At 58.7% G+C, this 15277-nt stretch carries 15 protein-coding genes and 1 pseudogene; 1 reads left to right on the top strand and 15 read right to left on the bottom strand.

Annotated elements, in window-relative coordinates:
- Window positions 1-263: 263 nt before the first annotated feature.
- From GSQ93_RS33235 to GSQ93_RS33170, 14 genes and pseudogenes are all read right to left on the bottom strand, one after another.
- A complete protein-coding gene (locus tag GSQ93_RS33235; RefSeq protein ID WP_158940170.1) occupies window positions 264-632 on the bottom strand; it encodes a BON domain-containing protein in 369 nt (122 codons plus the stop codon).
- A 99-nt stretch (window positions 633-731) separates the two neighbouring features.
- Window positions 732-1898 carry an alpha/beta hydrolase gene (locus GSQ93_RS33230; protein WP_158940169.1) on the bottom strand — a complete coding sequence of 389 codons (1167 nt, stop codon included), beginning with the start codon at window positions 1896-1898 and terminating at the stop codon, window positions 732-734.
- Between the two features lie 7 nt (window positions 1899-1905).
- Window positions 1906-2217 carry a DUF4387 domain-containing protein gene (locus GSQ93_RS33225; RefSeq protein WP_158940168.1) on the bottom strand — a complete coding sequence of 104 codons (312 nt, stop codon included), beginning with the start codon at window positions 2215-2217 and terminating at the stop codon, window positions 1906-1908.
- Window position 2218: 1 nt separating this feature from the next.
- A complete protein-coding gene (locus tag GSQ93_RS33220) occupies window positions 2219-3583 on the bottom strand; it encodes an acyclic terpene utilization AtuA family protein (protein WP_158940167.1) in 1365 nt (454 codons plus the stop codon).
- Between the two features lie 119 nt (window positions 3584-3702).
- Window positions 3703-4434, bottom strand: a complete 732-nt coding sequence (locus GSQ93_RS33215; protein WP_158940166.1) for a GntR family transcriptional regulator — start codon at window positions 4432-4434, stop codon at window positions 3703-3705.
- Window positions 4435-4442: 8 nt separating this feature from the next.
- The gene (locus tag GSQ93_RS33210; RefSeq protein WP_158940165.1) at window positions 4443-5819 is read right to left on the bottom strand and encodes an MFS transporter; all 1377 of its coding nucleotides are present in this window, start codon (window positions 5817-5819) and stop codon (window positions 4443-4445) included.
- A gap of 215 nt (window positions 5820-6034) precedes the next feature.
- Window positions 6035-7135 carry a porin gene (locus tag GSQ93_RS33205; RefSeq protein ID WP_301952109.1) on the bottom strand — a complete coding sequence of 367 codons (1101 nt, stop codon included), beginning with the start codon at window positions 7133-7135 and terminating at the stop codon, window positions 6035-6037.
- 421 nt (window positions 7136-7556) lie between these two features.
- Window positions 7557-9114 (bottom strand): annotated as a pseudogene (locus GSQ93_RS33200) (IS66 family transposase).
- 80 nt (window positions 9115-9194) lie between these two features.
- The gene (locus tag GSQ93_RS33195; RefSeq protein ID WP_158940164.1) at window positions 9195-9686 is read right to left on the bottom strand and encodes a hypothetical protein; all 492 of its coding nucleotides are present in this window, start codon (window positions 9684-9686) and stop codon (window positions 9195-9197) included.
- The gene (locus tag GSQ93_RS33190) at window positions 9652-11214 is read right to left on the bottom strand and encodes an IS66 family transposase (RefSeq protein WP_158940163.1); all 1563 of its coding nucleotides are present in this window, start codon (window positions 11212-11214) and stop codon (window positions 9652-9654) included. Before GSQ93_RS33190 ends, GSQ93_RS33195 begins: the two co-directional genes overlap by 35 nt.
- Window positions 11215-11273: 59 nt before the next feature.
- The gene (gene tnpB / locus GSQ93_RS33185; protein ID WP_301952108.1) at window positions 11274-11627 is read right to left on the bottom strand and encodes an IS66 family insertion sequence element accessory protein TnpB; all 354 of its coding nucleotides are present in this window, start codon (window positions 11625-11627) and stop codon (window positions 11274-11276) included.
- A complete protein-coding gene (locus GSQ93_RS33180; RefSeq protein ID WP_158940161.1) occupies window positions 11614-12036 on the bottom strand; it encodes a hypothetical protein in 423 nt (140 codons plus the stop codon). Before GSQ93_RS33180 ends, tnpB (GSQ93_RS33185) begins: the two co-directional genes overlap by 14 nt.
- Window positions 12037-12151: 115 nt before the next feature.
- Window positions 12152-12487, bottom strand: a complete 336-nt coding sequence (gene tnpB, locus GSQ93_RS33175; RefSeq protein WP_158940160.1) for an IS66 family insertion sequence element accessory protein TnpB — start codon at window positions 12485-12487, stop codon at window positions 12152-12154.
- A complete protein-coding gene (locus GSQ93_RS33170; RefSeq protein ID WP_158940159.1) occupies window positions 12484-12876 on the bottom strand; it encodes a transposase in 393 nt (130 codons plus the stop codon). Before GSQ93_RS33170 ends, tnpB (GSQ93_RS33175) begins: the two co-directional genes overlap by 4 nt.
- Window positions 12877-13323: 447 nt before the next feature.
- Here GSQ93_RS33170 and GSQ93_RS38590 point away from each other — a divergent pair, with 447 nt between their 5' ends.
- Window positions 13324-13458, top strand: a complete 135-nt coding sequence (locus GSQ93_RS38590; protein WP_301952107.1) for a hypothetical protein — start codon at window positions 13324-13326, stop codon at window positions 13456-13458.
- A 493-nt stretch (window positions 13459-13951) separates the two neighbouring features.
- On the opposite strand, the gene paaN is transcribed toward GSQ93_RS38590, so the two are convergent.
- Window positions 13952-15277: phenylacetic acid degradation protein PaaN (gene paaN, locus GSQ93_RS33165; RefSeq protein ID WP_158940174.1), on the bottom strand; the 1326-nt coding region annotated here is incomplete at its 5' end.

Here is a 15277-nt window from a genome sequence, read left to right as displayed (position 1 = left end):
AAATTGCAGCGCTACATCGAATATGAATGAAATTAAAACCTGAACAACACCGCTTGACACGGAAAGTCATATCAGAAATGCGATCCACCGTCCTTGAGCATCGAGATCAATTTCTCACGCCGTCTCACGCCGCACGTCGCCGCACACCGTCGGGTTGCATGCCGCTGCAAGCAGTTGCGCACGCTCGGTATTTGTCAGATTCACGATCGCCCATAACCTGAATCCGAACACACATGCGGATGCTAAATCAATGCCGCAGTGGACTAGTAGATCTGTGCTTGCAGAGACAGCTTATTAGTAACTGATGTGACGCCCGGTACGCTATTGGCGACTTGCGCGGCTCTATCGATCTGCGAATTTTCTGGTACCGAGCCCATCAAGGTGACCGCACCACTGCGCGCGCGCACGAAAATGTTCGTCGCCGTAATTTCCTTGCTCTTGCCCAGCGCGCGGCGTACATCGGAGCTGAGTTTGCGATCGGCTTTCCGCGTGCTTGTCTGGCTCGCTTTGGCAGACGCGGCTGAATCCGCCGATGCTGTAGGCGTGCTCGATTGGGACTGGGCGCACACACTCGACACCAGCGCGAAACTCACCACTCCGCACAGTGCCTGCAACGTTCTGTTCGCTTTCATAGTGTCTCCTTTCTACGTTGAATTTGAGCATGACGCTCTTTTTTTAACGGCGAAAGCGCGGTGAGCGAGGCCACCGCGTATTCGCCGTCCAGCCATTGCCTATTGATCCAATGCATTCTGGAGCCAGCCCTCGGCCACAGCAGCAATCTCGTGATTGTTGAGTTCCAGCATCATCATGTGTCCATTGCCATGAATAGAACAATCGTCGGCCAACCGGATGTGCGTTGTATTCACGCCCGCCTGTTTCAGGTAGCTGACCGTACAGTGATCGTAAAGCCCGTGATACGACGCCTCGCCGGTTACAACAAGTACAGGGACCTCGCGTAAGTGGGCAAGCTGCCGTGCAGGTTCGGCCTGCAGCCAGCCTCCGCCCGAATCCGCCTGCGATCCTGTTTCCTGTTTGGCAAACGTCAACGCTTCGTCGTCGGCAAGCGGCGGATCGTAAGTCAGTGTCGATGCCGTCAGGCCGAATGGCTTGGTCAAGGCACCGTCTTCATTCCATCCCGCATGGATCGGTGCGGGACTCGGGCCGCGCGCGGTGGCTGCGCTCGCCTGTGCACGCTCATACACGGGCGGCCCGGACGGTTCGATCGCAATGATCGCCTTGACGTGACCTGGGCGCGCATCGGCCATCAACCAGCCATACGCGCCCGCTTGCGAATGGGTCAGCAGGATCGCCGGTCCGATCCGGTCAAGAAGCGCGGCGCCGGCGTCGCGCGAAAGTTGTTCCTGTAAAGGCGTTTGCACAATCGATGGATAAACCTGGTCCATGAACTGATCGAAGATCGGGTCGCCGGCAACACCGGTACCCGGCCATTGCGTGTGCAACGCCGCCTGGGGCCACAGTCCGGCAAGTTTCGGCGCGGTGAAATAACGCTCCATCATTTTGCTCGGGACGACCCGCAACGTCTCCTTGTCGGCGTTATGCGCCGAGCGCGCGCGCGATGGTGGATCGACCACATAGACTGCATAACCCCGGCGCAGGAAAAACTGCGCCCAGCCTGCACGGCCATCGGGCGTGCCGGTGTAGTTCAACCCGCTTTGCGTGTTGCCGGCCAGCATCACGACAGGCCACGGTTGCGTCTGGTTTTCGGGAATCTGATATTCGACGTGCATCTGCCCGGTACGCACCTGGCCGCCATTCGATTCGACGTAACATCCGCCGACAAAGAAATAACCCTGGCGCGCGAGCCTCAGCGGCTCGAGCGTGGTTTCATTCGCCAATTCACTTCCTCCTACCGCATTCGAGCGATGTTTACGCTGCATTGCCTGCTCACTCAGCCACATCGATGGTAAGAAGCGGCACGTATTGCTGGCCACCGTAACAATCACCGTCGCCTTTCGCGCATTGAATGAATGGCCGCGGAATCGAAGCCTTGATGGCCAACGCGGCGTCGTGATAAACGAGTGTCACGTCCTCTTCCTTTGCGCCGTAGAAATCGACCATGTGCTGTGCGGTCAGCGCACGCGTGCGTTTGGCTCGTTCATAGAACTCCTTGCTGGAAAACATCAGATCGAAGGTCAGCACGAATGGCCCGGCGTTTTTCGAGCGAATCAAACTACACATATCGAAGAGCGTGGTCATGTCAAACCTCGATGAAAGTTGTACGGAACATATCGAGCGGCGTGCCTGGCACGTTGACGTGATTCAACGTGAAGCGATAGACCGCGCCACGCGGAATTTCCGGCGGCGAATACGGATAGGCGATCGTGCTGACAATGCCTTCATAAGCCGGTACGGGCAGATGCGCGCTGACGTGCGCCACCAGGCTCGCAATCTTGTTGGCCTGTTCCTGGCTTGGCGCCGTGACGGTAATCAGGATACCGAGTTCACGCGGCGTTGCGCTATCGCGCTGTGGCTCCAGATGTCCCATCACGCCGTCGATGCCATAGAGGCGGTATTCGATGTCGTACTCGCCAGGCTTGAGCGTATCGCCGAACAGATCGGTCACGCGCTCCCGGAAGTAAGCTTGCGCTCGTTGCACGAGGCTCGGAAGCGCCTTGATCACATGTGGATCGCGCACGCCGCCCACGATCACGGTCTGATACCCGGCAATGGCCGCGCCTTCAAGCTTGATGGTGTACTCGTCCGACGGGTGAAAACGCGAGCCACGCACCCGTACGCGGCGCTCATCGAGTGCTTCGTAGGTCGCGGCCTCCGTGTCGATCACACCACCGGGTTCGGTCAGCAGGAACGGGTTGGCATTCTCGTAGAGTGTGTGAGCGGCAATGCCGAGCGGCGTGCAACGCGCTTCAGGGTCCAGTGGCTCGATATCGAAGTGATCGTCACGAATGGTCGCGAACATGCTGTCGGCAGCGGGCACCACGGCGCACGCCGCGCCGCACTCCAGTGTCTTCGCTGCGTGCCATGCGAGGCCGGGATCTGCGCCAAGCGCAACGGGCACGGCGGCATACAGCGCTGAGTCGCTGGCACGCCCGGCGAGAATCACTTGCGCGCCCTGCTCGATCGCAGCCATGATCGGTTCCGTACCCATCATGCCGACGACCGGCGAGTCGAACGTACTGGCGTCGATCGGCGGTGCGGATTGCAATGGCCGGACGAGTCCATTGGCAAGCTGCTGCTTCAGATAAGCCGGCTGCTGGTCGGACTTGATCGCCGCGAGGCGGAAGCTGAGATTTTCTTCATCCGCGATTTCGAGTGCCATCTCCGTGACCCATTCGACGCCGACGTCGCGCCCGCTCGTGCCGCATGAACCAACGATCAGCGGTACTTGCAGGCGATCCCGCGCGATCAGCAACAGCCGGAGATCGCGCTTGCACGCTTCGCGTGACAGTTTGGGCCGGCCGGCGCCCAGCGACGAAGGCCCTGAATCCGTCGATCCGGCGTCGCAGGCGATCACGTGCGGCTTCATCGTCACGCCGCGCTCCAGAGACTCGGGCTTGAACCCGGTGCCAAGACAGCCATTTCCCGCCAGCACTCTGATTTCCATGATTTTTGATTTAATTTGTATAACTAATTAATAACAATTTACGCCTGGCGTGGAGTGCCGGCAGAAATAATGCGTCCAGCTAGTCAAGCGTCTGGACACGGCGTCCATTCAGCGCGGCGTCACGCGCACAATTTCAGCCAGTCGCTCTCCGTTTCCGTTCGACGCTCGAATTCCTTACGCAAACCCGCAATATGCCGACGACCGGCAAGCTCGGCCATGTCGGCATCGCGCTCCGCGATTGCCTCGATAATCCGGTTGTGCTCAATGACGCTTCGGCGCCCGCGGCCCTCAAGGTCCTTGAATCGATACAAACGCGTCAGGCGATTGATGTCGCTCTGAATCAGCGTCTCCAGCAAGGCGACGCCCGAAAAGCCTGCGATCATCGCGTGAAAATCCTTCTTGCCGTACAAAGGATTGGTTGCGTTCGCGAGTTCGACCGAACCCGTTTTGTCGGCGAGCTCCGAGTAGGCGCGAATGCCTGCTTTCTCAAACTCCGCATGCTGCCGCAAGGCTTCGATCTGTTCGTCGGTTGCATTGAGTGCGGCGAGCCGGCATGCCATGCCCTCCAGTGCCTCGCGCACCAGGAACATCTCCAGAACTTCCCTGCGTGAGAGCTGGGCGACGCGCACACCCGCGTGCGGCGTACGCAATACGAGTCGTCTCTCTTCCAGTCGGGCGATGGTTTCGCGCAACGTCGCACGGCTCACTTCATAGCGCGCCGCCAGATCGACTTCGACAATCCGGGTGCCAGGCGGCAGCGCGCCCGAGAAAATGTCCTGCGCCATGCGATTCAGGAGTTGATCTCCAACCGTAACCGGCGTTTCTGCGATTCGTTCAATCCGATCGACCATGCTTCATCCTATTCGTTGATACGTTGATCGCGATATGCGCCGGCCGGCGTCGCGCTGGACCCACGGCGTTTGAGTGTGCGCGGTCCCATGACCGCCACCACGACCGCGACGATGATCTGACTTCCGGCAAGGAAAACAAACACCGCATCGATACCGCTCCGCTGCAACAGAAAGCCCATGATCAAACTGGAAAACACGGCGGCAAGTCGGCCCCACGAGCACACGAAGCCAATTGCCTGTGCGCGCACGGCAGACGGAAAAAGCTCCGACTGATACGCGTGAGTCGAGTAGGCACTCAGTACGTTGAACATCGTCACGCCGACGCCGAACACAATCAGCATCGCCGATGTTTCCTGGCGTGCGAACAGCAAGCCACATGCGCCCGAGCCCAATGCGGCGACAACGATCTGCCATTTGCGCTCGAGCCGGTCGGCAAATAACAGGAACAATAGCGGACAGACGGGATAGCTGAGCCCGATATAAACCGTGTATTCGAGGCTCTTCACTGTCGGGTGCCCTTGTGCGGCAAGCAGCGCAGGAACCCAATTTCCAAAGCCATAAAAGCCAATTGCACTGAACACATTCACGGTCGACAGCATCGTCACGATGCCAAGCCACGGCGCTTTGAAGATCACGCTCGATGTCAGTTCCGGCTGTGCCTCTTCCGTCGCGGCGCTTCCGCGCGAGATGAGCTGCGGCAGTTTAGCAGCGGCCACTTTGCCGAAGCAACGCTCTTCCAGCATGGTGACGATGCGGTCCGCATCTTCTACCGAACCTTGTTGTGCAAGCCAGCGCGGTGATTCGGGCAGGCGCGTGCGGGTGAGCCACACGAGTATCGCCCCCGAGCTGCCGATGAAGCAAAGCCAGCGCCAGCCTTCCACGCCCAACGGGCTACGCGCAATCAGTACGAGGCTCAGCACGCCCGCGATCGGTACCGCCAACAATTGCACGAACGTTGAAAAAGCAAATGCACGCCCGCGATAACGCGCCGGGACAATCTCGGCGATGTAGGCGTCGATCGTGACCATCTCAACGCCCAAGCCGATGCCAGCGACAAAACGCCAGACATCGACCTGCAAGGCGCTATGCTGCAACGCCATCAACACGGTCGCGCCGGTGTAAATGAGCAGTGCGACGTTGAAGGTGCGCTTGCGGCCGGCACGGTCGGCGAAGCGTCCAAACAGCAATGCACCGACGAACAGACCAAGGAACGTCGCGGCACCGAATGCAGCCTGATCGGGTAGACCGAGCAGACCACCGCTGGCCGCGAAGATGCCCGCTCGCACGAGGCCCGGCGCGGCAAGCGCCGTCAACGCAAGGTCATAGGTTTCAAAGAACGCGCCCGATGCAAGTAGCGCCACCAGATACCAGAGATGGCGTGTCATGGGCAATCGGTCGAGCCGCGCTTCAATCAGGCGCGCGGCCGCGGTGTTGCTGGACCCCTTCAATGTGAACCTCTATGCGCTTGTGGCACGGTCGGCTGCCAGTCTGCGACCGGCTTGGATTCGCGTCTTATATTGTAGGACAATGAATGGGTATTCATCAAATATTACCTGATAAAATCGACGACCAGCGATTTTTTGTCGGACAGATGCAATTTTTAGAATTGGTGACGGATGCCGGCCATAAGACCAAGCTGGGTCCCTTGTTGCGCGGCGCCTATGCCATTGACGCCCTGAATCTGCGCGCCGACCAGATCGCCTCGATACAGCCCGTAATTGCCCTCGATATACACGTCGGTTCGCTTCGACAAGTTGTAGTCCGCCAGCAGTTCGAATTGCGAGGCCGTGCCGTCGAGACGCTCGGTCTTGCCGGTCTGCAGCGTGCGCCAGTAGTTGAAGGACAGCCGCATCGCCGAGCTGAACGAATGGACGGCGCCCAGGCTGAACATGCGGCGCGAACTAAAATCGGTGAATTTCAGCGCGGCAAGGACAGGGGCGGTAAAGGGTCCGTTCAGATACGATTGAAAGCCCGGGTCGAGACGGTTCTCGTAGTAACCGGCATGAAACTGCATGCTTTGCCAGGTGTACGACGCGCCCGCCGTCCATGCTTTGGAATGCGAACCGTTGGTCGAATCGCGCGAATCAAGATAGCCCGCCCCTAATGTCACCGGTGCCGCCGGCAAATACGCGGCGCTCACGCCCGTCTGCGAACCGTAAGACATGTGCCCCGGCGTGTTGCCGAACGCGTACGACGCCTGCCCGAGCACGTCGCCCAATTTGATCGAGTATTTCGCCGTGTTGCTGGACCACGGACCGCCGAGCATGGTGAACTCCGGCTGGAAACTGTAGTTGAACGGTACCGACGGATTCGACGCATAAGTCCGTTCCACCAGGCTCGCGAGCACGTTGCTCATGCGTCCCATGGCCAGCGTGCCGAATGTGTCGGACTTCAGTCCGACGAACGCCGTGTTCCAGAATGGCAGGCCAGTATCGGACTGGCCGTTGTTGATATCGAAGCGGTTTTCGAGGCGAAAGATCGCCGCATTGCCGCCGCCGAGATCTTCGGTGCCATTCATGCCGAAGCGGCTCTGCGACAGCCCGCCAATCCCCATTCGCACGACGGAATCGCCGGCGCGGTCGACGTGAGTCAGATATTGCACGCTTTCGTCGGCAAGTCCATACAACGTGATGCTCGACTGCGCCATTGCTTCACCCGCGCCCAATGCTGCGAGCACTCCAGCTACGTAAATAACTTTCACATCGTCTCCGTTTTTATCTTCGGTGCCCCGATCAGGATCAACGCAGCAGGGCCATCGTCCAGAATGATCATCTTTGATTGTCCGACAACAATGATTTTATTATAGGTTTTTTGCCTTATATATTCGGGAAACTACCTGGATTGTCGGACATTAACGCCTCGCCTAGGTTGGGCAGCGTGCGAAAAAGACTCGATTGCAGCGAAGCGAGGGGGAACGGATAGCGCGGTCGGCCCGTGGCGTGTCGGCGCTGGGATGGACTCGAATGAATTGGGTTCTGGAAACAGACGCTGCGCGGCGGTCGCGAAGCGGGTATAAACGGCGGCGTCTAGTTTTCACAATTCACATTGAGTAAGACGCATTGCCTACCGGGATTGGAAAGTAAGCGCCCGGCGATCCCAGGGGTTCGGCAGCCGACGTCAGCCTACTGTTGAAGCTGAGGCTGCCAGAGATGCGGCAACAGCTCATCGAGCCGGCTCGCGGGCTGTGTGGGGGAGTCGTGCCGGGATGTCTTTCAGATAGACATAGGGATCGTGCCCATTAAGCTTAGCCGACTGGATGAGACTCATCACTGCGGCCTGACGCCGGCCCGCGCGAGCTGAACCCGCGAAGAGCCAGTTTCCCCTGCTAACGGCAACCGGCCTTATTTGGTTTTCGCACCAATTGTTATCGATGGGAAGCTGGGGATCATCGAGATATCGGGTGAGCGCTGCCCACCGCCGCAGACTGTAGTCGAGCGCCTTCGCTATGGACGAACCTTCGTTCACGCGTGCACGCTGCAGAACCATCCAGGCGTGCAGCGCTTCGGCTACGGGACGCGCGCATCGTTGGCGAAGTTCCAATCGATTTTCGGAGGAGAGATCACGCGCCTCGCGCTCGACATCGTACAGCTGGCTGATGTAGCGCAACGCATCTTCGGCAATCTGGCTTCGACTGGCGACATGCAAGTCATAGAACTTACGGCGCGCGTGGGCAGCGCAACCAACTTCGGTCACGCCTTGGGCGAACAGCTGCTTATAGCCCGCGAAGTCATCGCACACTAAGTGACCGCGCCATGGATCGAGGAAGGCTCGCGCATGCTCGCCGGCGCGGCTCTCGGCGAAGTCGTAGACGACCGCCTTCATCTGTTCGAATGCCCCGGGGCAATAAGTCCAGAGATAAGCGCGGTGCGTCTTCCCCTTTCCCGGACTGAGCATCGAAATCGGTGTCTCGTCGGCATGCAACACGCGATGCTTCAGGATCTTCTCTTTCAGCGCGTCAACTAACGGCTGCAGTTGAACGCCACACATGCCAACCCATTGGCCCAGTGTCGATTGGGGAATCGCCAGGCCGGCGCGCGCGAAGATGCGTTCTTGTCTGTACAACGGAAGGTGATCACCGTGTTTCGACACGAGCACGTGTGCCAGCAGGCCGGCGGTCGGAATGCCCTTATCAATGACATGCGCTGGCACCGGCGCTTGGGTCAGGGTCTCGCAGTGGCCGCACACCCATTTGCCACGAACGTGACGCTCGACAGTGAACACGCCTGGCGTGTAATCAAGCTTCTCGCTGACATCCTCGCCGATCCGCCCGAGTTCGCATCCGCAGCCGCAGAGGTTCGACTGCGGCTCATGATGAACATTGACACGCGGAAGGTTTGCCGGAAGCGGCGTTCGGCGTGGTTTGTTCGGTGCATCTTTCGTCTTTGGCTGCGGGGACAGTCTCTCCAACTCGAGTTCGATTGCGGCCAAGTCGGCATCGATTGTTTCATCGAGCAGGCTTTGCTGCTCGTGACCGAGCCTCTCGCTTCGGGCAGCAAACTTCCAGCGCTTGAGTATTGCCATCTCGTGCGTAAGTTGCGCGAGCTTCGCGTCGCTAAATCGTGGTGCCGCTTCCGCGCGATCGACGATGTGTTGTTGCGCCTGAACTTCGGACATCAATTCCAGAGCGAGTGCGCGCAGTTCATCTGCGTTCATGTCCTGGAGTTGTGCCTTATCGATCATGACCAATAGTGTGCCAAAGCCCGTGCGACAAGGGTATTGGGTATCCGTCAGCGGAACCCGTTAGGGCGGTTTTTGCGCGGCTAAATGTCGACGATCTTTCGCAGTAGAGAGTACGAAACGCGCCAGTGGCCATCGGTGTCATTAACGGCGACCGACGCGGTCTTGGCATTCAGCCTCACGACAATTCCGACGCGCTCGCTTAGATGCTTGTCAGTGAAGCTAACTGTGTCACCGATGAAGAATTCTTCACGCTGCGTTCTCGGCGGCGGTGTCGGTTCGACGTGAGGCTGAGCACTCGAAGTTTCTGGGATGATCGCTGCGTAGAGCACGCCCCAGCGGCGTCGAGTTGCACTGTCTTGAACCACGGCCTGTGTCTGGCGAAGTTCAACTATGGTGCCTTGCGCCGGCGGTCCAAGCGGGTTGTCGCCGATGTAGTTGACGGCCATTCCCAGGTGCAGGCGTTGACGTATTTCGAGAATACGTCGGGGGTCATCAAGCATTTTGCCGATCGCAAGATAGAGGCGATAGAGCTCGGCGCTAGGCGCCTGCCGAAGCGAGTCGAGAATGTCCATGGTTTGGAGGTGTTTTAACGGCGAGCGGCAAGAGCTCGTGCACGCGATTGATGGGATACGACGGCAGTTTCTCAAGCGTTCGTTCGAGCCACGCATAGGGTTCGATACCGTTAAGGCGAGCCGTCCCGATGAGGGAATACATCGTTGCCGCCGCCCGGGCGCCTCGTGGAGAACCCGCGAACATCCAGTTCGATCTTCCGACGGCAATAGGCCTGATCTGGCGTTCTAGAGCATTGTTGTCTGGCAATAGGACGCCGTTCTCCGTGTACCGGATCAGCGCCTCCCAATGCCGTAACGCATAACCAAATGCCTTGGCAAGCGGCGCTCGTGGGAGCAAACCGATGCTGTTCGCCTCGAGCCACTGAAGAAACTGTGCAAGCACCGGCAAGGCTTCGGCTTGCCGTGCCGCCAGCTTGATGTCTGGTGCCTGGTCTTTGACTCGCGATTCAATCGCATATAGCTTGGCGATCCACCGAAGGGCTTGCGCCGCAAGCCCCGGCTCCTTCTGATCCTTAGCAATTTCGAAGAACCGTCGACGGCAATGCGCCCAACATCCAACCTCGATAATATCGCCTCGCTCGTATAGCGCACCATGGCCGCTATACGCGTCAGCCTGCAGATACCCTTTGTATTCGTTTAGGTACAGCAGCGGATGTGCTCCTGCACGCGACTCGGCGAACTCGAACACGACTGCCGGCGGATGGTCGATCCAGACGCCGTTCTCGTTGCGCTGGCCCGCGCCCAGATAACCCCATAATCGTGCTGTGCGCGTTGACGGGTGCCCTCGCTCAAGCAGAGGTAGCGTCGTGTCGTCCACGTGCATGCGCGGCGCCTTCAACTGGTGAGCGCGCAAGCTAGGCAGCAGTACCGAGAGTAGCTCAGCAGATGCCAGCTTCCATTCGCACAACGTGGCGCGTGGTAAGTACACGCCCCGGCGCGCGTAGCGCATTTCCTGACGATTCAACGGCAAATGATCGACATAGGTGTTGACCAGGACGTTGGCGAGCAGGCTGGCGCTTGCATTGCTCTTGGGCAACGGCGACGGCTGAGCGCTTGCGGTCACGATGGTCGATTCGCCGTCCTTCTTCGCCACGTATTTGAAGCGGATGTGCTCAATGACGGTGAGCTTGGACGGCTCGTAATGCAGCGTCTCGCTGCGCTCTTCGCCAATGCGTTCGAGCGTATCGAACGCCATCTTCTGTTCGTCGCTCAGATCGTATTCGATGCGTGTGCGTGGCAGATCCTTGGGCAGTGCAGGACGCCCTTTACGGGTGTGACTCTCTACAGGAACGGCGTCGATTGCTGGCGGTACCGGGATATCGGTTGCGGCGTCAAACAGCTCGGCTTGGCCCGCCAGGCGCTCGGAGCTCACGCCGAAGCGCGCCCGGTTCAGCTGTGCAATCTGATGCTGGAGGATCTCCAACTGCTCCCACAACGCCCGCGCGAGCCGGTTCTGTTCGAGCGCGAACGCTTGCAGCGCATCGGGCTCGACGGGAAGATCCGCGACAGTGACGGCGTTGGGTGGCATGTGCTCCATGATGCCTAACTCAAGCCACGTTTACAAGCTCGGGGCTGCGCTGGAGCACCTCACGTCACGCGCGTCACTGCCACGGTGCGGTGCGGCTCTCGCGCCGGGATCTCGATGCCTTCGAGCCATGCGTTGAGCTCCGCGAGCGTGAAGCCGCGCTGAGCAAGTAACGAGGGTGACGGGAAACGGCCTCTTTCGAGACGCTTATACCAAAGCACGAAGCCGGTCCGGTCCCAATAAAGAATCTTCACTTTGGAGCGGTCTCGCGCCACGAAGACGAACAGGTTGCCCGATGCAGGCTTCTGAGCAAGTAACGGCTCGACGAGATAGGACAGCCCATCAATCGCCTTGCGCATGTCTACCGGATCGCGACAGATGTAGCGCGAACGTCTGAGGCAATCAGCACCGACCACCTCCGAGCTGTCCAAGCACAAATCGCACGATGCGCTCGGCGTGAACGCCGCCCAGTTCGATACGAACGCCCGCGAGCGAGAGCGTCACCCGATCACGTGACGCCGGGACGTCAGCCATTGGCATTGCGACGGCCGGTACTTGGTGAGCCAACTCGCCATCCAGATTCGAAGCGATGAATGCCGCGTCCGCAGTAACCGCGATCGGCCGCTTAATCTCTTTGATGTGGGTCGAAAGCTTCTTGCGCCACAGGCTGAAGGTGCTTACCGCCAAGCCCTGTTCCCGGCAAAATCGCCGAGCGCCGATCCCACTCGCTTTCCAGGTGGTGACCATTTCGCCCCAGAACGCTTCCCCTTGCCGTGGGCGACGTGTACCCATCGCCGTTGCAGCCTTAATGTTCTCGTCTTCCATCGCATTGCCCTCGTTCTCACGAAAGCACCACCTTCACATTCGGAATGCCGCGATTCAAGACGGGATCCGCTGACGCTTACGGTATTGGCACACGCACCAATTGTCGCGGGCCGGCTTACACGACGCGAATTACGCCGTCCTGGCCGATGCGTTGCCACGGCAATCCGAGCACCAGTCCAGCCAGTTGCTCCTGCGTGATCGCCCGACGCGTGTCGGTGCCGGGCTGCGGCCAGCCGAACTGTCCCTGGTTTAGCCGCCTCGCTGCCAACCAGATTCCGATTCCGTCGTGGACTAGCACCTTCAGGCGGTTGGCCCGACGGTTGGTGAAGAGATAGGCGTGGTGGGGATGCGCCGCGTCAAACACCGTGACCACGCGCGCAAGCACTGTATCGAAACCCGCTCGCATGTCCAGCGGGTCAACTGCGAGCCACGCCTCGTCGATGCGGATCATTTCAGCCACTCGCGTAACCACGCTGCGCACTGAGCCGCGTCGGATGTCGGCCAACTGACCGTGATTGATTGTTGGCCGCGCCGTACCTCGACGCGAATTTCTCTTTGATGATTTGTGTCGCTTAGTTGAAGTGGGACGAAAGCAGGTGGTATGGGCGCCGCCGCTGACGGCTTCATTGCTACGACGTCACTGACCGTCGTCGTTGCGCCGCTCTCGGCTTTCTCCAACCACCGCCGAAGCAAGTTGGCATTCAGTTTATGCATCAGCGCGATCGCGGCAACCGACACACCTGGTCCTTGGCAGGCAGCCACCACCTCCGCTTTAAATTCGTCTGTGTATCGGCGCCGTTTGCGGCGACCCAAGGGGGCATCTTGGTCAATAGTGTTCACTTGTCCACCTATTCGTTAAGTGGACACGATGCTCCCAAGGCTGCTGCGTCGATTCAAGATGCCATCACCGGGTGCTTACATTGGAAACGCGCGGCAAGTCGTTTTCGGATTGGATTTGGTGCGTCGAAGGGGGAAGCGGCTCGTGACGGCCATCGTCTATCGCGCATGCGCTTAGGCTCGATGATCCAGATAATTCGGGATAGACCGGGTGAGATCCTGCCCACGATCGGTTGAACGTAATCGCGAATTCACGCACACCCTCAACGAGCCGGCGCGTAGGGCTCGATCACGCGGGAACTGAAACGTCGCGCGGATCGGCAACGTTAAACGGCAACAGATCGCTGATATCGGCATCCGCTGCACGCTGCGAGCCACCAGTGTATCGGTACGGTGGCGGTGGTAAATCTCATTGCCCGCTGTTGTTCGGCATGCAGATGGATCGCGTTCATGATCGACAATCGTGGACGCGATCCATCAGCCCGCACGCTCGGCCGCTCTGTCGATATCGCCTCGGCATTGATCGAATTCTTTGATGCCGACCAGACCGCTTTTACGAATATGCACGTTGCCAGGTGCAAGTGACTGTCAGCCGGCTTTGCATCGCGGCCAGATCTACTGCGATGCGACTGCGCGTGACTGCTCGGCGCAACGGTGCTAAAGGGACGGGGCGCCGATACCAACCAGCCGCCTTGAACGCCTTGCGTCGCCGAACACATGCGCCGCTTTCGGCTCCACATAATAAGACGACACAACAGGGTTCCGTAGTCGCTGCCGCCGATGCCTTACTGAAAGCGAACACGACGAAATCGACCAAAGTAACCACGCCGGACATTTGTAGGCATTTGCCTGCTCGCTGCCATTTCTGTCATCCCGTGCGCCTTTGACCATCGGTATTTGGGTTTTCCAACATGTTCGTACGTCTACAAACTTACCAGGGAAAGATTCATAGGGAGAATGTCTTCGCCCCGCACGATCACCTCAGCGGCCGTTAGGCGTGTGGTCATCCTTTCTTGTAGTTGCCGCTTGAGCCAGTTCCTCAATCATTTCACGTTTTGTTATCGTGCACCGTATGTGTCTATGTAGATTCATATTGCGGAACATGGCGCCGACTTTGCGCTACGCGGAATCGATTTGCGACAAATGCGGCGTCGCAAAGACTGGCGTTGGCAGCCGGGTTCGCGCCGGTAGCATGAAAATCCGAATATGCCGCTGATTGATTCACGAAGATGCCACCTGTAAGATTGATAGACAAAGCAACACCGCCGCTGACAGCAGCGTCTTCGGCCATTTCGAGCACGTGATCGCGAGTGCTGTAGAGGGACAGCGTCAGCGCACCACGAGTACGAGCGATCCGCGCTGCAAGTTCAAGTGAATGGTGGGTCGAGTCGGTAGCGATCACAAACGCAATTGGGCCAAACCATTCCTGAGTGAAGACAGCCTCGTCTAGATTGGCGTCGAGCTTTCGCAATATCGGCGTGCTCACCTTCGCGGCCGGATACGTTGGATGATTTATGCTCGCGCTGTCAAGCAGCGGCGTGCCGTAGGCGCTAACTTCTCGCATCCGATCAAGCACGCTCCGGTTTTGGATGGCCCCAGTGAGTTCGACGGTCTTTGCCGGATCAGCTGTTAGCTTTCGAACGGCATCGGCAATAGATTGAGCGACCGCGTCAAATGATATCGTGCCTTCGGCTGTCTCCACACCATCGCGTGGTACGTAGATGTTTTGCGGTGCAGTGCACATTTGACCCGAGTAAAGCGAAAGCGAAAACGCGATGTTGCGGACCATCGGCTTCAACTCGTCCGCAGAATCAATCACGACCTGATTGACCCCTGCTTTTTCTGTGTAAACCTGCGCCTGCGGCGCATGGGTCTCGAGCCAATTGCCGTTAGCGCTGCTGCCGGTAAAATCGATTAAACGAATCTCATCGCGCGTTATCAGTGATTGGACCATCGGCCCATCATTTGGCGCAGTCGCAAGCAACGTCACAACGTTCGGATCGAAGCCTGCCTCTTTGAGCACCTGCCTCGCGATGCGCACTGTAATCGCAAGCGGCAGGATCGCTGCTGGATGAGGCTTGACGATGACCACATTGCCCGTCGCCAGATCGGCGAACATTCCTGGATAACTGTTCCACGTCGGAAACGTGCAGCAGCCAATGACGAGCCCGATACCCCGCGGTACAACCGTGAAGCGCTTTTCCATTACAAGTGGTGGGTTCTTACCTTGAGGCTTTTCCCAATAGGCCGAGCCGGGAATAACGCGCATAGCATTCCATGCGTATGCGACCGCCTCCAACGCGCGGTCTTGAGCGTGTGGGCCGCCCGCTTGGAACGCCATCATGAATGCCTGACCAGTCGTATGCATGACACTATGAGCGATCTCGAAGCTTGCCTGATTTAA

The organism is Burkholderia sp. S171 (genome assembly GCF_009766085.1).
In the GTDB taxonomy this organism is placed as follows: Bacteria; Pseudomonadota; Gammaproteobacteria; order Burkholderiales; family Burkholderiaceae; genus Caballeronia.
The sequence above is the reverse complement of the archived record's forward strand: the minus strand, read 5'-3'. Positions and strand labels throughout refer to the sequence as shown.